The 19,188-nt window shown below is 36.0% G+C and carries 21 protein-coding genes; 10 read left to right on the forward strand and 11 right to left on the reverse strand.

Annotated elements, in window-relative coordinates:
- Positions 1–365: 365 nt before the first annotated feature.
- Positions 366–962 carry a hypothetical protein gene (locus DDF69_RS01120; protein ID WP_114819151.1) on the forward strand — a complete coding sequence of 199 codons (597 nt, stop codon included), beginning with the start codon at positions 366–368 and terminating at the stop codon, positions 960–962.
- A 322-nt stretch (positions 963–1,284) separates the two neighbouring features.
- On the opposite strand, the gene DDF69_RS01125 is transcribed toward DDF69_RS01120, so the two are convergent.
- Both DDF69_RS01125 and DDF69_RS01130 read right to left on the reverse strand, forming a co-directional pair.
- Entirely contained in the window at positions 1,285–2,298 is a 1,014-nt protein-coding gene (locus tag DDF69_RS01125; protein ID WP_114819152.1) for a TQO small subunit DoxD, read from the reverse strand.
- Positions 2,299–2,351: 53 nt separating this feature from the next.
- Entirely contained in the window at positions 2,352–2,708 is a 357-nt protein-coding gene (locus DDF69_RS01130; RefSeq protein WP_162800844.1) for a hypothetical protein, read from the reverse strand.
- Between the two features lie 192 nt (positions 2,709–2,900).
- Between DDF69_RS01130 and DDF69_RS01135 the strand changes: the two genes are divergently transcribed.
- Positions 2,901–3,461 carry a DNA-3-methyladenine glycosylase I gene (locus DDF69_RS01135; protein ID WP_114819154.1) on the forward strand — a complete coding sequence of 187 codons (561 nt, stop codon included), beginning with the start codon at positions 2,901–2,903 and terminating at the stop codon, positions 3,459–3,461.
- A gap of 218 nt (positions 3,462–3,679) precedes the next feature.
- On the opposite strand, the gene DDF69_RS01140 is transcribed toward DDF69_RS01135, so the two are convergent.
- Positions 3,680–4,045: a winged helix-turn-helix transcriptional regulator gene (locus DDF69_RS01140; RefSeq protein ID WP_114819155.1), complete on the reverse strand. Its 366-nt coding sequence runs from the start codon at positions 4,043–4,045 to the stop codon at positions 3,680–3,682.
- A gap of 91 nt (positions 4,046–4,136) precedes the next feature.
- On the opposite strand from DDF69_RS01140, the gene DDF69_RS01145 reads away from it, so the two are divergent.
- Positions 4,137–4,667, forward strand: coding sequence for an NAD(P)H-dependent oxidoreductase (locus DDF69_RS01145; RefSeq protein WP_114819156.1), 531 nt, complete (start codon positions 4,137–4,139; stop codon positions 4,665–4,667).
- 44 nt (positions 4,668–4,711) lie between these two features.
- On the opposite strand, the gene DDF69_RS01150 is transcribed toward DDF69_RS01145, so the two are convergent.
- The 4 genes from DDF69_RS01150 to DDF69_RS01165 form a co-directional block, all read right to left on the reverse strand.
- Complete coding sequence (locus DDF69_RS01150) at positions 4,712–5,164, reverse strand: hypothetical protein (RefSeq protein WP_114819157.1); 453 nt, start codon at positions 5,162–5,164, stop codon at positions 4,712–4,714.
- A complete protein-coding gene (locus DDF69_RS01155) occupies positions 5,161–5,640 on the reverse strand; it encodes a hypothetical protein (RefSeq protein ID WP_114819158.1) in 480 nt (159 codons plus the stop codon). Before DDF69_RS01155 ends, DDF69_RS01150 begins: the two co-directional genes overlap by 4 nt.
- A gap of 27 nt (positions 5,641–5,667) precedes the next feature.
- Complete coding sequence (locus DDF69_RS01160; protein WP_114819159.1) at positions 5,668–7,254, reverse strand: patatin-like phospholipase family protein; 1,587 nt, start codon at positions 7,252–7,254, stop codon at positions 5,668–5,670.
- Positions 7,255–7,347: 93 nt separating this feature from the next.
- The gene (locus DDF69_RS01165; protein ID WP_114819160.1) at positions 7,348–8,247 is read right to left on the reverse strand and encodes a CorA family divalent cation transporter; all 900 of its coding nucleotides are present in this window, start codon (positions 8,245–8,247) and stop codon (positions 7,348–7,350) included.
- Between the two features lie 73 nt (positions 8,248–8,320).
- Here DDF69_RS01165 and DDF69_RS01170 point away from each other — a divergent pair, with 73 nt between their 5' ends.
- The 3 genes from DDF69_RS01170 (at position 8,321) to DDF69_RS01180 (ending at position 11,351) form a co-directional block, all read left to right on the forward strand.
- Positions 8,321–9,343 carry a 3-oxoacyl-ACP synthase III family protein gene (locus DDF69_RS01170; RefSeq protein WP_114819161.1) on the forward strand — a complete coding sequence of 341 codons (1,023 nt, stop codon included), beginning with the start codon at positions 8,321–8,323 and terminating at the stop codon, positions 9,341–9,343.
- Positions 9,344–9,567: 224 nt separating this feature from the next.
- A complete protein-coding gene (locus DDF69_RS01175; protein WP_162800837.1) occupies positions 9,568–10,362 on the forward strand; it encodes a hypothetical protein in 795 nt (264 codons plus the stop codon).
- A gap of 293 nt (positions 10,363–10,655) precedes the next feature.
- On the forward strand, positions 10,656–11,351 hold the full coding sequence (locus DDF69_RS01180; RefSeq protein WP_114819163.1) for a hypothetical protein: 696 nt from the start codon (positions 10,656–10,658) through the stop codon (positions 11,349–11,351).
- Between the two features lie 70 nt (positions 11,352–11,421).
- Here the strand turns inward: DDF69_RS01180 and DDF69_RS01185 are convergent, their stop codons facing one another.
- Positions 11,422–12,582, reverse strand: a complete 1,161-nt coding sequence (locus tag DDF69_RS01185; protein WP_114819164.1) for a thioredoxin family protein — start codon at positions 12,580–12,582, stop codon at positions 11,422–11,424.
- A 300-nt stretch (positions 12,583–12,882) separates the two neighbouring features.
- On the opposite strand from DDF69_RS01185, the gene DDF69_RS01190 reads away from it, so the two are divergent.
- Positions 12,883–14,511 carry an AraC family transcriptional regulator gene (locus DDF69_RS01190; protein ID WP_162800845.1) on the forward strand — a complete coding sequence of 543 codons (1,629 nt, stop codon included), beginning with the start codon at positions 12,883–12,885 and terminating at the stop codon, positions 14,509–14,511.
- Between the two features lie 314 nt (positions 14,512–14,825).
- Here the strand turns inward: DDF69_RS01190 and DDF69_RS01195 are convergent, their stop codons facing one another.
- From DDF69_RS01195 to pruA, 3 genes are all read right to left on the reverse strand, one after another.
- Positions 14,826–15,035, reverse strand: a complete 210-nt coding sequence (locus tag DDF69_RS01195) for a hypothetical protein (RefSeq protein ID WP_114819166.1) — start codon at positions 15,033–15,035, stop codon at positions 14,826–14,828.
- 261 nt (positions 15,036–15,296) lie between these two features.
- Positions 15,297–15,446: a hypothetical protein gene (locus DDF69_RS01200; protein ID WP_228411898.1), complete on the reverse strand. Its 150-nt coding sequence runs from the start codon at positions 15,444–15,446 to the stop codon at positions 15,297–15,299.
- A 507-nt stretch (positions 15,447–15,953) separates the two neighbouring features.
- The gene (gene pruA / locus DDF69_RS01205; protein WP_114819168.1) at positions 15,954–17,579 is read right to left on the reverse strand and encodes an L-glutamate gamma-semialdehyde dehydrogenase; all 1,626 of its coding nucleotides are present in this window, start codon (positions 17,577–17,579) and stop codon (positions 15,954–15,956) included.
- Between the two features lie 406 nt (positions 17,580–17,985).
- Here pruA and DDF69_RS01210 point away from each other — a divergent pair, with 406 nt between their 5' ends.
- The 3 genes from DDF69_RS01210 (at position 17,986) to ureB (ending at position 19,188) form a co-directional block, all read left to right on the forward strand.
- Positions 17,986–18,351, forward strand: coding sequence for a hypothetical protein (locus DDF69_RS01210; RefSeq protein ID WP_114819169.1), 366 nt, complete (start codon positions 17,986–17,988; stop codon positions 18,349–18,351).
- A gap of 154 nt (positions 18,352–18,505) precedes the next feature.
- Complete coding sequence (ureA, locus tag DDF69_RS01215; protein ID WP_034697260.1) at positions 18,506–18,808, forward strand: urease subunit gamma; 303 nt, start codon at positions 18,506–18,508, stop codon at positions 18,806–18,808.
- A gap of 11 nt (positions 18,809–18,819) precedes the next feature.
- On the forward strand, positions 18,820–19,188 hold the full coding sequence (gene ureB / locus DDF69_RS01220) for an urease subunit beta (protein WP_114819170.1): 369 nt from the start codon (positions 18,820–18,822) through the stop codon (positions 19,186–19,188).

The raw sequence follows: 19,188 nt of genomic DNA on the forward strand, positions 1-19,188 counted from the left end.
AGGTTTTTTTATGCTGTGTCTTCTGTAAAATAGTAAAAGCCAATAACTTTTAGTTTTCATTTTATTAAACAAAAAATAATATCACTTATTGGAGAGTTTATTTATTTTTTCTAGCTTTACAGTACCAAATGAAAAAAATATGAATACAATCCCTCATCTCTTAAAATCTTTTTCAAAAAGGGTTTTCCGGAATATTATGTCGGTCTTTTATCTGAATCTAGGGTAATAAAATTAACTGATCGAATTGCACTTTACATTATTTTATATTTCATAAAGACAATTTTTCAACATCTGAAAGCTGTATGAAGTATTCTATTTATTATTATACTAAACCATGATTTCAAAACACTAATAACGTATTACATATGAATCAAATTCAACTGCCGGAAACTTACCTGGCATTATCAGATTTCAGAAAAAACGATATCTATCTTCCTGAAATGAATCAGGCTCAACTTATCGCAGATTTCTTTCCCGGAACTTTTACAGAGCTTACCCAGCGTCTGTCTGATATTACGGGAGCTTTTTATGGTGGTATGCTTAAACAGATCGGAAAACTTTACGGACCAGAAGCTATTGAACAGCTTTCCAGTACTTTTATGTACGACCTCGGATCAAGAATGGCTCTGAGGAATCTTGAAACAAAACCTAATCTGCAGCCCGGAATTCCAGCGGTTGCCAAAATATTGATAGGAGCAGTTTTTACATCCAGTCCCGAATACAATTTTGAATTTAAAGAATTAAATGACTACAAATGCGAATTGCTTATTAAAGGAGTAGACCGTTACCATAAAATCACTCATAGCCTGCAAATTGCAGGTCTGCTGAAGTGGCCAGTCATAAAACCTTTCATACAGGGCGTTTGCGACACTATGGGACTGGATGTTTTATTGGATATAAAAGTACTCAAGCTTGATCCGGACAGCTCTTGCAGCTATCATGTCTTTGTCTCAGAAAAGTAATATCAAATATGAATTAAAGCGGACTTTAGTCCGCTTTTTTGTGTAAATGAATATCTATGGTTTGACTGATGCGTATAAAGCATCTCGCAGATTTTGCTGATTCTGCAGATTTTAATTGTAACAGAATTCTAATCGTAGAAAAAAAATCAATAGGAAAGGGCTATAATCCAGAGCATAACCAGAAAGGTTACGAGCGTTAGTTCAAGAAGGAAGCCCAATTCATAAGAAATACATAGTCCAACGGCTTTAGTCCAAATATAAAACGTTAAAATAATAAACTCCAATCCTCGAATCCCAAACCCCGTATCCCGCATCCCAAACCTTATTCAACCCTCTCTATCCACTCAATACCACTTACATCAATCAGTTTCAGACTGTGGATATCATTTTTTTGGAAAATATCATCAATATTCAGTGTCACATCTGCTTTGGCTCCCAATGGAATTACCAGACTGTGTTTTCCCGGTTTCACTTTGGCGACATAATGATTTTGAATATTTTCTTTAGAAATTCCGGAGAGTTCTTTATGATCAAATTCCTTTAAAATCTTTCCCTTTTTGTCGAGAATATGAATACCGATGAGGAAAGACCCATACACGTCAGCACCTTCTGTTCTGTAGACTTCAAAGCTTAACTTTGAATGATTATGAGAGATGTTTGAAATTTCCAGCTTAGGCTTTACCGATTTATTATGCAGTGTTCCCCATACACCACCGTGAAAATATTGATTGGTAAAAAGGGTTAATCCAAATATAATGAGTGAAGCTCCCAATACAAAAACCTTCGGATTTGAAATAGGAAAACTCCCTGATCCCAACCATTGAAACCATCTTTTCTGAGTGAATTTTTTGTTATTCTTTATGAAATAATTGTCCAGAGAATAAGCTCCGCTTCCTGTCAGAAACAAAACAAAGCCGCCTGCAACACCTAAAACACCTATTTGCCATTCATCAAGGCAGGTTGTTCCCAGCCAGCCGGAACCCAGTAAAATTCCGAGCGCAAGACTGAAAATTCCGATACTCATTAAGCGGGTCAATAATCCCAGGATAATGAACAATCCAACAATGGCTTCGATAATGGTAAAAATCATCATGGAGCGTTGCAAAGCATCGGGATGAGTCACCAGGTATTCAATAACTGGTTTTATTCCCAGGGCATTGGGTAAGAAATGATTGAATTTTTCCCCAATGTATCCCTTTTCATCAGGAATAAGCTTGTTTTCAAGGATTAATCTGCGCCAGAATGCTGAAAAGTAAGTCCATCCGATAACCATGCGGAGGGATAAAGTATATAATCCGGCCAGGTCCGAAGACTGGCTGTTTGTAATATGTTTCATTGAAATTAATATTGTATTGTAAAAACTGATTTTTTAATTAGGCTTAAAAATTTTTAACCCAGATTAAGCTTCAGTCTTTTGAATAGAATATATTTCGGAGGGCTGTTTCCTGTAGAATACCCCGAGTAGTTATTGAAAGAAATCCTTTTTTCAGCAGAATTGCCGGTTGTTGAAAAAAAATAAGAAAAAGAATCTTTGTATTGGCTCTGAGTTTTGTTTTTTGAAACCGAAATTCCGGAAGAAGCAGATGCCAGATCACAGCTATAGGAAATTGATGAGGTTGTTTTTACCTTATTCAGTCCGCTGATAAACTGAATGTCAAAAATATCAAGAACATTTCTTTTTACAGAACAGGGAGATAGTGAAAACACCAAAATAAGCATCGTAATGATCGCTTTATAAGTTTTCATATGGACTCCTGAATTGTGCATGATTACAAAACTACACTTTATTTCAATAGGGTTCAGCAAACTTTTAACTAAAAACTATTTTGTTCTGTTAAAATGTAAAAATTAAAAATCACTACTGACGGACAGTTGTCACATTTCCGGTTTATCTTTACAAATCGAAAAATCTTACATAACAACAGAAAATATATTGTAATGAGTTATTGTTTAGCAATAGATGGAATGCAGCCCGAAAGCAGAAAAGAACTGCATAAAAATTACCATGACAATTATTATGGGTTTCCTATTCACGATGATAATGAATTGTTTGGAAGGCTCATTCTTGAAATCAATCAGGCAGGGCTGAGCTGGGAAACGGTTCTGAAAAAAGAAGACAGTTTCAGAAAAGCTTATGACCAATTTGATATTCAGAAAATAGCCGGTTATACAGAAGAAGACCGTGAGAGATTACTGGGCGATCCGGGAATTATCAGGAATAAACTAAAAGTGAATGCTGCCATCGAAAATGCTAAAACAATCATTGTATTACAAAAGGAATTTGGTTCTTTTGAAAAATGGCTGGAGCATCATCATCCCATGACTTTGCAGGAATGGATGAAGCTTTTCAAAAAAACATTCAAATTCACTGGCGGGGAAATTGTAAACGAATTTCTTATGAGCACCGGATATCTGCAAGGTGCTCATCATGAAAGTTGTGCGATTCACGCAAAAGTATTGGCTCAAAAGCCTTTGTGGAAAGAGGCTGAGGGGAAGTAGAATACAACTATTTTTTCAATTAATAAGCCTGGATTTCTATGGAATGACATATAGAATTGGTTGCCATTATGCATACACTGTGTCATTCTGCAGGAATCCAGCTTCCGAAATTAAGAATAGAAAAAGAAAGTCCATTTATATTGAACTGATCAGATCATTTTAGGGGCCTGCCTTCGCTAATGTAAGATCTTTGCGAAAATCTTTTAACCAAAACCTTTTTATTTCTTTTCCATAATCTGTTTATGTTCATTACCCCATTTTTCAAACTCAAGAATGATGGGCTTCAATTTATAGCCGATTTCTGTAAGTTCATATTCTACTCTTGGCGGAACTTCTGCATATACAGTTCTGGTAATAATTTTGTCTTCTTCCAGTCTGCGGAGCTGCAGCGTAAGCATACGTTCGGTAATGGTCTGAAGCTTCTTTCTTAGTTCCCCGAATCTCATTTTCCCGTTGATCAGATAGCAACAGATGGCCAATGCCCATTGCCCTCCGATAATGTTGGAAGCATAGATTTCCGGACATTCATCAGCAAGTGCTTTTTTATTGGCAAAATTGGTTGAAGTTTCCTTTATTTTAGTCATTACTTACATTTTTTATAGTACCATACAATAGGTTGCTAATGTACGAAATGTAAGTAACGTGTTGTAATTTTGTAATAGAAATTTAAGCATAATGAAAACATTAGTGATTGTAACGCATCCTGATATTGAAAAATCTGTAATCAATAAAAGATGGATCGACGAGTTAAAAAAATACCCCGAAAAATATACGGTTCATCAACTTTATCAAGCATACCCTGATGGAAAAATCAATGTGGCGGAAGAGCAAAAGCTGATGGAATCTTATGACAACATTGTATTTCAGTTTCCTTTTTACTGGTTCAGCAGTCCACCACTTTTAAAGCAATGGCTGGATGAGGTGGTTTTGTATGGCTGGGCGTACGGAAGCAACAGCGGTTTCAAATTGGCCGGAAAGAAAATGTCACTGGCTGTAACCGCAGGAATAGATGAAGAAGGATACTCCACATCCGGAGAATACAAATACACGATGAAGGAACTTTTCCGACCTTATGAACTGACTTTTGATTATATAAAAGCCGATTATAAGGAACCTTTCGTCTATTACGGGATTGAAAGAGATTCTTCCGATGAATGGATCAACAGAAGCGTTCCGATGTATCTGGAGTTTCTGGATAATTTATAACAGAATAAAAAGTAAAGTTGGACTTGAATTAAAATGAGTTCAACTTACTTTTGTATGTATTCAAAAGGTTCCACATTCCAGTCCTGAATATATTTCTTTATGGTGTTACTATCAATATTAAAGGGAACATCCTGATATTTCCAACCCTTTGCGGGAATTTTTAAATCTATGAGATAATTCTCAATAGAGTAGATGTCAAGTAGTGCCGAATTATCAGGATTTATAGAATCAAAAATAATCAGGAACCTATCTCCTTTCTGATAAGAGACATTAGCCGTTTTAGAATAGGTAATACCATTCACATGATATTTATAATCTACTCCTACGCCATTACTGTTTTTGTGATGCCAGTCTGATATAGCTTCTCCAATGGTGTATTTTGGGCTTTTGAGTATATTGTTTATTCCTAAATGGGCACTAATTAAACAAAATATGATAAAAATTACAGTAACTGTCAAAATAATAATGTGAAACTTTTCTGAGATCAATTTTTTCATGCTCCAGTTCTATATTTCTCGTTGAACTTCTGCAGATCTATTGCCTGTTCCTGAAAATACTCTTTAAACTTATCTGAAAGATTTTGATCCTTACATTTTACAATTGTATACCCACTGTCAAACGCAACAATTTCTAAGATACTTTCCTGAATTAAAAAATGATCCGGTTCCCAAACATTTGTATCTTCAACAGATAAGATAGAAAAGGCTGAAGTATCGGGTTCAATAGTATTTGGAACGGCTGAAATGATCCCCCAAATGATCTGAGTATTGCTTTGATAGAGCTGTTCAAATTCCGGATGATCCAACACAAAATATTCTTCATCAAAATTAATGGAAAGAGTCTGATCAGATATAAAATCTAAATCCGTCAAAATCCACTTATAAATGGCAAGATCATTCCATATAGGTTTCAAAACCTCATGAAGATTTGTATGGAATTTTACCTTTTTTGTACTTCTGATAATCCAGTTCACTTATTCATTATTTAAATTTAAAAAACCTTATCCCACCGTAGGCGTATCCTCTTCCTTCAGTATTTTTTTCTCCTTCATGGTAAGCATCATTCTTTCATATTTGTACTTTTCCCAATCAAATGTATTGAGAAATTCAAGGGCAGCCTGAAACCCTCGGTTAAAAAGTTCTTCTTTTTCCTCTTTTTTCATAAAGAAATTCAGCCAGCTGCTGGTACCACAATTTACACTTTGTATGCTGTATGAACGATAGAATGTATGTTTGGTTAGGAATGTTTTATCATTAAAACCTTTCAGGGTACTGATGATATTTCCGGCATAGCTGAAGGGTGTTTTCATAATTTCTTCACTGGTTTTTCCTTTTTCAGAAAGAATAGCAGAATCACTTGTCAGTTGAACTCCGAAAAGAGGCATTCTTGGATAAAAAACTTCATCGGCATGAAACAGGTCAATAGGGAAGTTGGAAATACTGCCGCCGTCAATGAAAATTCCTGCAGGATAAATGTCTTCGGGCTTCGTATTCATCCAGTATCTCCATGCATATTTTACAGAATCATCGTCTTTATCGATGGGCTTCTGAAAAGGCTCAAAGAAAAAAGGAACCGCCATAGAGGCTCTTACAAATTCAGCCGGGCTGATGTGTTTTAATTCCTCTTCAGACCAGTAAAGATTGGCCATTGTAGGAAGTTCTACTTTAATTTTCGCATTGATATCAGTGGTAATAACCACATATTCAGATTTCAGAAGGTAGAAAGGATTGTTTTTATAATAATCATTATTGACGGCGCTTTCATAGAAAATTCTGTATCGGGTTTGATCAATATGTACCTGATTTTTGATTTTAATTTTTTCAATGCTCTGCAAAGCCACCTGATAATATTCCTGCCCGTTTCCATAACGGTAGTTGAGATTGAGATCACCCTCTTTCTGAATGAATTTTTTGTTGAGCTGGGCAACCGTTTTTATCCCAAACTGATCCAGTGCATTTTGCATGGTATTCTGAAAAACATTTCCGGGATTCAGTCCGCTGTTTTCCTTCCTGAAATTATTGTACAGCTTTTTAACACAGAAAAAAAGAATGACAGCCGGAATCAAGGGAATCAGAAACATCAGCTTGGCATTGAGTATTGTTGTGGGAGGAGCGAGAAAGGGAATACTCAGAAGAATAATGAAGAGGATCACCGCAATAATTGCATTAATCTTAAAGAAATCTTTGTTGTTCAGCATGGCATGGAGAGTGGTCTTTACATAGGTTTTCCCATCCATAAAATCTGCAAAATTCCAGCTGAAAAGAATATCCTTGATAAGCTCACTTTTAGCTTCTTCTTTGGTCTTACAGGCCGCAATCAGCATGGTGTTGATCGCTCCTGCACTCGTTCCGGCCACTTTCAGAAAACGGATGCCAAATATTTCCAGCCCATAAAGATAGCCTACCAGCGCGCTTCCCCAGACACCACCGCCTTCCTGTACAAATTCTATATACTGATTCCCGGACTGATCCAGCAGATCAGAGAATTCTTTCGCAGAAATGTGCTCGTGTAAGGCAAGCAATTTATCTTTGGATGTCTGCGAAAGAGATGGATCTTCAAGAATTTTGTTGAGGTTTTCAGGGTTCATGGTATTTTGTTTTGGTGGTTTTCAGATGAAAGACAAAAAGTAATCAACTGATGGTATTCTGTTGAATAAAAGATTTTACAACCTTATATTAAATTACCACTGTCTTCGTCGTACATAAATAAATGTACTGATCACAACGGTTGCCATGGCTCCCAATGTGATAAAATAGCCATACTTATGATGAAGCTCAGGCATATTATCAAAATTCATCCCATAAACCCCGGCAATAAAGGTGATGGGTAAGAAATACACCGAATAAATAGCCAAAACCTTCATCACCTGATTGGCCTTTTGGTCCGAAAGTGCCAGGAACATGGAAATAAGGTTGGTAATCTGAATATTTAAATGATCAAAATCGGCAACCACATCTTTATGTTTATCTTTTAAATCGACAATCTCAGAGTCCTGTAAATTCAGTAATTTAAATTTATCAATAGCATCTGTAGAAATTACCAGTACACGGGAGTTTAATCCGGATTTTCGTTTCAGCTTGTAAAGACGGCGGATCTGGCTGGTATGATTGGTGTTTTTAAGGAAAATCTCATTTTCAATATTATCCATTGTTTCAAACAGACTTAAAGATTCATCATCAAAACTTTTCATAATCAATATAGCAATCATCAGTGTGATTTGCTGAGGACTAACATCCTGCTGAATCGAAGAAACTTTTTTCTTAGTCTCGGTGATGCTTCTGGTCTTCATCCTATGGATGGTGATGATGGTATTTTCCACCAGAAAAATTCCGATTTTGGTGCTGATATCACTGATGGTATTGAGATTTTTTCTTTCCAGCTCTGTGCTTTCACGGAGTAAAAAGAATTTTACATTCCCGTCTTCTTCATATTTCGGAAGGTGATTAGGATCCATCGTATCTTCCAGAAGAAGATTATTGATTTCATATCTTTCATGAAGAAATTTCAGGTCTTCTAAAGTAGGAGCCTCTACATCTACCCATTCGCACTGGGAGGTTCTGTATATCGTATCAATTGGCATAAAGTAAAAATACTAATATTTTGAAAAACTATGTGTTAAATAAGTTTTATCTTTGCCAAAATTAAAAAACTATATGATTAAAAGTACCATAAAAGGGGTGGGATTTTATGTTCCAGATAACGTTGTTACAAATGATGATTTAGCAAAACTAATGAATACTAATGATGAATGGATAACGGAAAGAACAGGGATCAAGGAAAGAAGACATAGAAAAAACAGGTACGACGCTCAGGAAACCAGTGCTTATCTAGGCTTTAAAGCCGCAGAAAAAGCGATCCTGAATGCTGGTCTTACCTCAAAAGATATCGATTATATTGTTTTTGCCACACTTTCACCGGATTATTATTTTCCAGGATGTGGCGTATTGCTTCAGGACATGCTGGGATGTGATACCATCGGAGCATTGGATGTAAGAAATCAGTGTTCAGGATTTGTATATTCTATGAGTGTGGCTAATGCATTTATCAAATCAGGTACTTATAAAAATATTCTTGTAGTAGGTGCAGAAGTTCATTCTTTCGGATTGGATTTTTCTGACGAAGGAAGGGGAGTATCTGTCATTTTTGGGGATGGAGCAGGAGCAATTGTTCTTTCTGCATCAGAAGATGAAAATGCAGGTGATATTTTAGCGATGAATATGCATTCCGAAGGAAAATATGCAGATGATCTTTGTACTCAGTTTCCGGGTTCAAAATTCGGATGGAGTGACAGAATGAGAAAAGATCCTGAAAATGTAACGAATAAAGAAGTATATCCTATTATGAACGGAAACTTTGTATTCAAACATGCCGTAACAAGATTTCCGGAAACGATGATGGAAGCATTGAACAAAGCAGGAAAAACAGTTGAAGATCTTGACATGTTCATTCCACATCAGGCGAACCTGAGAATTGCTCAGTTTGTACAGGAAAAATTCGGACTACCCAACGAAAAAATCTTTAATAATATTCAGAAATACGGAAATACAACCGCTGCTTCTATTCCCATTGCTTTAAGTGAAGCGATCGAGCAGGGAAAAATAAAAAGAGGTGATCTTGTACTTCTTTCAGCATTCGGAAGCGGATTCACCTGGGGGAGTGTTTTGTTTAATTTTTAATTTTTTTCATCATTTAATAAATTAAACGGTTTTTTTTAAATCATTATTTGTTAATTAATTGATATTCAATGAAATACTTTGAGTAATGTATTTTATTGAATATCTTTGTGCTGTTGATTTTGATTTGTTTAAAATTTACATCAACATAAAGAACTTCAGGTATGTATTACAATGAAGTCAATATAAAACACAATTTTAAAGAACAACGTTTAAATTATAAAAAGATGATGAAAAAAATTATTTTATCAATGGTAGTATTATCATTATCAGCCCGTGCTTTTGCTCAAACGGGAGGTATAGGTATCAATACTCCAAATCCGAATTCCAATGCAGCATTGGATATTGTTTCGACAAACAAAGGGCTTTTACCTCCACGGGTTGCCCTTACAAGTACCAACTCTCCTTCACCACTTAGCGCACATGTGGCGGGTATGATAGTATATAATACGGCAACAGCGGGCACTTCTCCCAACAATGTAAGCCCTGGCCCGTATTATAACGATGGCACCCAATGGAGCAGTATTGTGAATGTTTCCACTTTGAATACTCTGGGGATCCCGAGACCGGCCATTTATCAATTAAATTCTACTATGGGTAATTTTTTAAGTACACAAGGTATTGGGCAAAAACAGATTCTTGCTCCTGTATTGGAGATAGCCAACAGTTCGGGAAGCGGGATTACTTATGCCGGAGCTTCTCAGATTACATTTACTCCGGGGTTGTATGCGATTACTTTTACGTATGAAGCAGACCATAATAATGGATCCTGCAGTCTTTCTTCTTATTTTGTAGATTTTCCGGTTGGGAGTAGCGGTACTCAAAGGGTACATAGTACTGCATCTCACGTATCCGGTGGTTCGTCAAACCATGGAGGAAGTATTACCTTTACTGCAAGAATTACTTCCAATTATGTATGGAATATTGAGCTGGGAAGAGGGCAGTCAGGAAATTGTACAGGAACAGGAATGACCCTTTATCCATTATCTACACAGGTTTCCATATTGAGAATATCCAATTAGTTTTATTCTAGTATATCATAACGAGACAAAATGAGTCAAAAACCATAAGCTTTAGTTTATGGTTTTTTATTTGGTAGAGGATTTAAGTATCTTTTTATTGTGATAATGGTGCTAATTTTTTTATTGATTATCAATTTGTTGTGTTTTTTTTGTTGATTTTTAACCTTGTGTGAAAAATTATAGAGCTTATAAAATGTTTTGTCATTTTTAATTGAAAATATTCATTGTTGCGTAAATTATTTGATTGTTTTTTTGTTGTAATTTTATTTCTGTTAAAAATTCTAAAAACAAACATGAAAAACTATTTATTACCTGGAGCTTTTTTAGTTCCTTTATTTTCGTTGGCCCAAGTTGGAATACAAACCCCGACTCCTCAGAAAACTTTGCACGTCAATGGTTCTCTACAAGTAGTTAATGAAATCAATGTAGGAGGAAATGCCACAACGGCAGGCTCAGCGGGCACAACTGGTCAGATTTTGACATCCAATGGGGCTGCAGTCGCTCCCTCATGGCAGACACTAAATACAATAAGCGGAACAATTAACGGTGCATTCTATGTACAGGGAACTACTGCTGCTACCGCTGCTCAGGGAGCAACAATTGATGTTCCTGGCGTAACAATTACTTTGACGGTTCCTACAGGAAGAACTCAGACCTTTTTATTTACTATTTTAGGATATGCAACATTAACAGATGGTAGTTCGAGTCAAGGTGTTTTCGCCCTTTTACAAAATGGAACGAAAATTTCGTCAGCCTTTGCTTCTAAAGCAGGAAACTTTCCTGGAGTAGCTACTTTACAAAGTATGCCTGTTCCGGTAACATTTTTGAAATCAGTAACCCTCCCGGCGGGAACTTATACTTTTAAAGTACAGTATGCAGCATGGTCCGGAGCTGCGACAGTAAATTTTGTTCCTTCTGGTTATGCAGGATATAATGGTGATACAGAAGCAATGCTTACCAAGATGCAGATTCTGGTATATAATAATTAAGTACTTTTTTTTAAAACAAAAAACCGCAAAACTGAAATTCTGCGGTTTTTATTTTTTATTAGGAGGTCTATTAAAGACTCTTCAATAGCTTTTCCGTGTCTGTAGAATCCTGTCCTGTGCTTTTTGCCAGTTCAATAGATTTTTCAGCCCACATTTTTGCATTTTTCTTATCACCAACCTTATTGTAAAGATTAGCTAAAGTATCAGTATTAGCAAAGTTCTGATCTTTCTTTACAGATTCCTGTGCCCATGCAATGGCTTTTTCAAGAGAGGTTTTATTGCTTACATTTTCAAAAAAGTTCCATGCAAGAGAATTGAGTTCTTCAGAACCAGCCGCGGAATAATCTTTGTAAAGATCAAGAATTAGCTTTTCATACTCTGCAATATCTTTATTCTTTAAAGCTCTGTTGGCTTTCATTCTTTTTAAGATCTTGTCAGCTTCCTCTTTGCTTAGAAATTTCTGGGTTTCAGCCATAAAATAGCTATCATCCCATTTTTTTGTATCCGGATTATAGGCTTTTTTAGAAACCGTGTTCAGCTTAATATTTTTATCAAACTTTTCATATTTATCTTCCGGGAAGAACTTAACGATATCAGCCTTTTTATCCTGAAAAATTTTGTATAAAGGACTGTCTGTAGTTTGTACTCCTGAAAGAAGCATTTGGATATCTTCCTGGTCTAAGCCTGTTTTCTGCTGGAAATAGCGGTTAAGAACTTTCCCGGCAAACTCAGCATCGTTATACATGGTAAGACCTGCAAGATTCTTTAAAAACTCAGGATCTTTTTCTCCTTTTTCAAACTGCTGCTTCAGAGAAGTAAGTCTTTTGTTGGGATCTTCTGCGTCTTTTGCAAACTGGATAAAGTCTTTTTCTTCCACATATCCTAAAGTTCGGTGTACAGCTTCACCATTTCCGTCAATAAACAGGTAAGTAGGGAATGCTTTTACATTATATTTTTTGGCCAGCTCAATTCCTTCTCCTTTTTCCATATCAATTTTAGCATTGATAAAGTGAGAATTGTAGTAATCTCCTACAGACTGAAGGGGAAAAATATTTTTAACCATCAGTTTACAAGGTCCACACCATGAAGCATATGCGTCAATAAAGACCAGTTTTTTTTCTTTTTTTGCTTTGGCCATAACAGAGGCAAAATTGCCCTCTTCAAATTTAATTCCCTGTGCCCATGCAAGAGCTCCTATAAAAATTGAGGAAAGTATTGCTATTTTTTTCATAAAACTTTTTATTCCCTGCAAATGTAATAAATATGATGACACATGGGCTGTTCATATTGAAAATAATTATAAAGCAATTTTGGTTTTAAAACAGGCATCAGGTTATATTAAAGATAATCATCTATTATTTTAGTCTTATTATTAAAATTAATACAAATAGATGTTTTTGGTTAAATGATTAAATTTCAATATAATATTTTAATAAAAAATAAAATATCACTAGTTTTGTAAAAAACAAAAAGACACCCTGTGAAAATAATGATGAATTATTATAAAATCAAAATAATAATTTGTTTTTCTATGCCTAAAAGTCTTTTGCAATTTTTATTTCTGCTGGCAACAGCAGTCCCTATATTCGCTCAGAAAAAAAATAATTTTGACCTTATCTGTGAGAGGACCTCTGCCGTTACAGCCTATAAGGATTTACCCAAAGCCATCAAAACTGCAGATTCTCTCTATATGAAGGCACAGAAACCTTCAGAGAAAATTAAATGTCTTGTGCTCTCTTCAGAACTATATCATCATGCAGGTGAACTTAAAAAAGCAATCTGTTACAGTGAAAATGCACATTCGGTAATCAATCAGATCAATGATCCGGAATGGATGACCGTGGTGACCAGATTACTTGCGAGGCAATATAGACAGGTAGGGTTATACGAAAGATCAAAAAAATACATTGTAAAAGGGCTGGAGGCTTCAGGTAAGATTGTTGATTTTCAGAAAAGTAATGAAGCCGCCGGCCTGCTGAATCAGGAAATGGCCTTCTATGAAATGGAGATGGGGAATTTTCCCCATGCCATACAGCATATTGAATCCTCTCTGAAATATTTTGGAAAAATAAACAGCCAAAACGAAAACAGAACAGCAGCAGCTTCTTATCAGCTGTTGGGAGATGTGTATTTCAAACTTAACGATTATTCCGTTTCCGAAGACTATTACCGGAAAGCAGAAAGTCTGCTGAAAAACGGAAGCTGTACACTGGGATTAGTATATAACGGTTTAGGAGGTATTCGTCTGAAGCAGAAAAACTGGAAAGATGCTGAACTGTATCTTAAAAAAGCCGAAAAAATTGCCGATACATCCCGGAGTCTTAAGCTTAAAAAAGCTGTCTATTCCAATATTAATGATTATTATGAAGGAATCGGGGATAATTTTAAAGCTTCATTATATGCGGTGAAATATATCCGTGCTTACGACAGTATTGCAGCGCGAAATCAGAGTTTTACAATCAAAGATTTTGAAAATTCAAAAGGAAAATCTAACAAAAAAAGCGGGAAGATGAATGGAGTAAAGAATGCGGCTATTGTTATTCTGTTCATTTCACTGGTTGGTCTGTTTCTTTTTATCAGAAGAAAACAGAAAGAACAGCGTTCAAAACTGAGAAACATCATCAGAGCCCAGCTCAATGTGATGGGGAACAGGAGTCATTATCCCTTAAAGCCATCGTATGATTCCGAATTTTCCAATATATCTGTAGAAGAAATTGATGAAAAAGACTCTGAAGCAGACCGGCGAAGGAGTGATTCCCTGATGACCTCCGAGACAGAATCGAAATTACTTGAACTGCTTGAAGATTTTGAAAAAGGTGATCTCTATAACAATAAAGGGATGTCTCTGTCTTTTCTTGCAGGTGAGTTGAACACCAATACAAAATATCTGTCTTACGTCATCAATCAGCATAAAAATGCAGATTTCAAAACCTATGTAAATCGTTTAAGGATCAATTATATTGTAGACAAGCTCATCAATGATGAGAAGTACAGACAATATAAAATAAGTATCCTTGCCGACGAATGCGGATTCTCTTCACACAGTAAATTTGCAGCTGTCTTTAAAGCGGTTACAGACTACTCGCCATCTGCATATATCAAATATCTCGATGCTGAAAACCAATCAGATAAAAATGTTCATTTTCCGGAAAATGATTAAAAAACCGCTTTTTATTCGATTCTATCTTACTATTTTCATGAAAATGAACAACCTATTATTTTAAAGAAAACCTTTGCTATCATATCTTTGTGACAGTTTCAAAGTACACAACAATTCTGTTACAGCTTATTACTTTATTTCATTTCTGAATTAAGATCATCATAAGAGAAACTGCAATTCCCATTTTTAAATTTATAAGGAAATATTCTCATAAGAATATCTGCCATATCCTATAATCGGGGTTGATTGCCCGGTTTTTTTTCAGTCAAGTTTTTTTAAGTGCAAATCCACAGAATTTCTGTGGATTTGTGATTTTATTTAACTTTCGCGCTGTCGGTTTTTACTTTTGAAGTATCGGAGGTTCCGGTGGAAGGTATGGAGTTCGCTACAGCAGAATCACCCATTCTGTTTCTTAAAGAATCTTTATCATGGGCATCTTTATATTCCTCTCTTTTTTCTTTGTTTTGAGCGCAGCTTCCAAGGAAAAAAAGTCCAAGAACTGCTCCTATCCATAATTTTCTCATAATCGTTAATTTTGATTGTTGATGTACTCAAATATAAGGATTTAATTAAAAGATAAAAGATAAAAGATAAAAGATAAAAGATCTTATTATTAAAATTCAATAAGGCTGGGTTTTAACCCGGCTAATGATAAATCACCCTGCCAGTGGCCTTAGCCAAAACCTAAAATAAATTTTAACTCAAAATTACTAAGATAAAAAATAAAAAAATCTGCAGAGCTTTCATCTGCAGATTTTCCATTTTTAGATTGAATGTTATCATTACTATTTAACAGGAGACGTTGCCATAGAATCCTTTTTCATCTTGATGGTATCAGGATTCGTCATTTTGGTAGTCATTGTATCAGTAGTTGTGGGCGTGATACTTTTTTGAGTATTATCCACAGCCGCTGAATCCCGGCTACTTGTTGACATTGTCGATTCTTTGGTTCCACAGCTCACTGCAAATATTCCTATTCCAACGGCTGTTAGCAATAACTTTTTCATATTCTTCTATTTTGTGGTGTTGTAATAATGAAAAAATCAACAATTATTCCTAACAGGGTCCGGAGAATCGTAAAATATCGGTAAAGTTTGTTAAAAGATGTTAGTGGAGGGATACGGGTTTCGAGATACGGGGTTTCGGGATATGCGAGATTCGAGCTTCGAGCTTAATGTTTAATGTTTAATGTTTAATGTTTAATGTTTAATGTTGATGGTAGTCCAAAAAATACTTTATCACCAAAAATACTCTCATACTCTAATATTCTCAAACCCTCAAACTCTCAAACTCTCAGACCCTCAGACCCCGAATCCCGCACCTCGTATTTCGAATCTCACGTATCCCGAAACCCCACAAAAAAGCCCCGAAACCGAAATTCCGAGGCTGTATTCAAAGAACAGACAATAATTACTCATTGCCTATTACTCATTATTTATTAATTATCCCAGGTATGGATATTTGTAGTTTTTTGGAGAAACAAACGTTTCTTTAACGCTTCTTACAGAAACCCATCTTAGAAGATTCATTTTAGAACCTGCCTTATCGTTGGTTCCTGAAGCTCTACCACCACCGAAAGGCTGCTGTCCTACTACTGCACCCGTTGGTTTATCGTTGATGTAGAAGTTACCTGATGCATTTTCTAAAGCTTTATAAGCTTCAGCGATTGCGTAACGGTCTTGTGAGAATACAGAACCAGTCAATGAATAAGGAGATGTTGAATCTACAAGCTTCAACGTTTCTTTCCAGTCCTGATCTTCGTATACGTAGATTGATAAGATTGGGCCGAAGATCTCTTCAACCATACTTTCGTAGTGAGGATTTGTAGTTTCAATTACTGTTGGGTGTACGAACCATCCTTTAGAATCATCATATTTTCCACCGATTGCAACAGTAGCTTCACCTGAAGCGTTCGCTCTGTCGATATATCCTTTACATTTTTCAAAAGAATTCTTATCAATTACAGCATTTACGAAGTTAGAAGTATCTTCCGGAGAACCAATTTTGATGGTGCTCATCTGAGCTTCCATTACTTTTTTCACATCAGCCCAAAGAGATTTAGGTACATAAGCTCTTGAAGCAGCAGAACATTTCTGTCCCTGATATTCGAAAGCTCCTCTTACCAATGCAGTCGCTACCGCTTCTACGTTAGCGGACGGGTGAGCAATAACAAAGTCTTTACCACCTGTTTCTCCAACAATTCTTGGATATGTTCTGTAGTTATGGATATTGTCACCGATCATTTTCCACATTCCCTGGAATACTTTTGTAGAACCTGTGAAGTGAAGACCAGCGAAATCTCTGTGCGCTAATACTTTTTCAGCAGTTTCTTTACCATCAGTAAAGATCATGTTGATAACCCCTGCAGGAAGACCCGCTTCTGTTAATACATCCATGATTACTTTTGCAGAATATACCTGCTTGTCAGAAGGCTTCCAAACCACCACGTTTCCTAGCATCGCCATACAAGTTGGAAGGTTTCCGGAAATTGCGGTAAAGTTAAATGGAGTTACTGCAAAACAGAATCCTTCTAATGGTCTGTATTCAACGCGGTTCCAGATTCCATTGTCAGAAACCGGCTGCTCAGCATACATTTCTGTCATGAACTCTACGTTGAATCTTAAGAAGTCAATGAACTCACAAGCGGAATCAATTTCAGCCTGGTGAACATTTTTAGACTGTCCGATCATTGTTGCTGCATTAATTACATCTCTGTAAGGACCAGCCAAAAGATCAGCAGCCTTTAAGAAAATTGCTGCACGCTGTTCCCAGCCTAGTTCATTCCATTCCTGTTTAGCTGCCAATGCCGCGTTGATAGCGTCATCCACATGCTGCATACCACCCTGATAGTAGAACCCGAAATCATGCGCATGATCCTGTGGAGACTGAAGCTGTACTTTTGTATCAGTTTTTACTTCTTTTCCATTGATGATCATTGGGATTTCTACCTTTTCAGCCCACATTTTTTTATAAGTGTCGATCAGGCTTTTAACTTCCGGAGATCCCGGTTCGTATGAGTTTACAGGCTCGTTTACCGCTAATGGTACTTGCGAAATTGCTTTTGACATATTACGTTTTATTATTTTATTAAATTAAATAAGATGTGTATACAAATTTACAATAATTATAAAGAAAGAAAAAATGCCATCTGTTTTTATCAAATAAAATATAAAATGAGTTTTCTGATGATATTTAAGCTTTTTTTGATGATAGATTTTATTAAATAGGGCTATGTTTTGATAATTCTTTAGCTTTTAGAAAAAAATGCATCGTTTTGTTATAATTATAGGAATTAGGACAATAAAATATTTGTCATAGTTTAAAAACAGCTATTAATTGCTGTAAATAAGGGATTTGTAGCGGAGTGTTAAAATTACATAAATTCATATTTGTTGCGATTTTGAACATTTTAAATAATTTTTTTGATAGCCGGGCGCATAAGATTGTTATAATTTTACACCATTATTAACAGGTATGAAAAAAAGAGTCTTATTTTTCTCTTTTGTGATATTTTTCTCAGCGTTGTGTGCAGGTCTTTTTGCACATAAGGGGAAAACTCAATCATACTCTGATATCCTTTCAAAAATTCATCTTTTACAGCAGAAATCTGACCATCAGACCCAGCCTGAAATCTATAGTTTTTCCGATGCACAGGATGTGCAGGATTCCAATGACTGGGAGAAAGTAAAATTTGATTACTCAATACTTGCACAGCAGTGGCTGCACTATTTCTTTGCAGGTTACACTTACAATACACAGGTTGCGGCTGTTCAAAACCGCATTTATATTACAGCACCAAGGTACATTCTGTATCATTCCCTGCAGATAGCGGGCTGCTAATTCCTTTTTAATTTTTAATGATCCGCTATGGTTTGTATTCCCGTGAGTACAGACTCATAAAAATCATTCCCAATTTACATTTTTTGAACATGTCTGTTTGCCTTTACGGAGAGGTGAACCGGATATTGTTTGTCCAATTTTAAATAAAAATATTATGCACTTAACACCGAGAGAAACGGAAAAGCTTATGCTGTTTCTGGCAGGCGAACTCGCTCTGAAAAGAAAGGCAAGAGGCCTTAAATTAAACTACCCGGAATCAATAGCTCTGATCAGCCACTTTTTGCTTGAAGGAGCAAGAGATGGAAAAAAAGTAGCTGAACTGATGCAGGAAGGAGCCAACCTTCTGACTAAAGAAGATGTGATGCCAGGCGTTTCAGAAATGATCCATGATGTTCAGATTGAAGCTACTTTCCCGGACGGAACCAAACTGGTAACCGTACACAATCCAATCCGATAATACTACTGATTATGATACCAGGAGAAATTTTTGTAAAAGAAGGTACAATTATCTGCAATGAAGGCAGAGAAACTGTAAAAATAAAAGTAACAAACACAGGAGACCGTCCTGTTCAGGTAGGTTCGCACTTCCATTTTTTCGAAGTCAATAAAGCGATGAGCTTTGACCGTGAAAAAGCTTTTGGAAAGAGATTGAATATTGTAGCAAGTACTGCAGTGCGTTTCGAACCGGGAGAAGAAAAAGAAGTGGAATTGGTAGAAATAGGAGGAACCAAAAAAGCAATGGGCTTCAATAATCTTGTCGATGGACAGGTAGATTCTGAAGAACAGAAAAAAGTAAGCCTTGCAAAAGTTGAAGAGTTAAACTTTAAAAATCATTAA

Origin of the sequence: Chryseobacterium sp. KLBC 52 (assembly GCF_003347605.1) — a bacterium.
GTDB lineage: Bacteria > Bacteroidota > Bacteroidia > Flavobacteriales > Weeksellaceae > Chryseobacterium.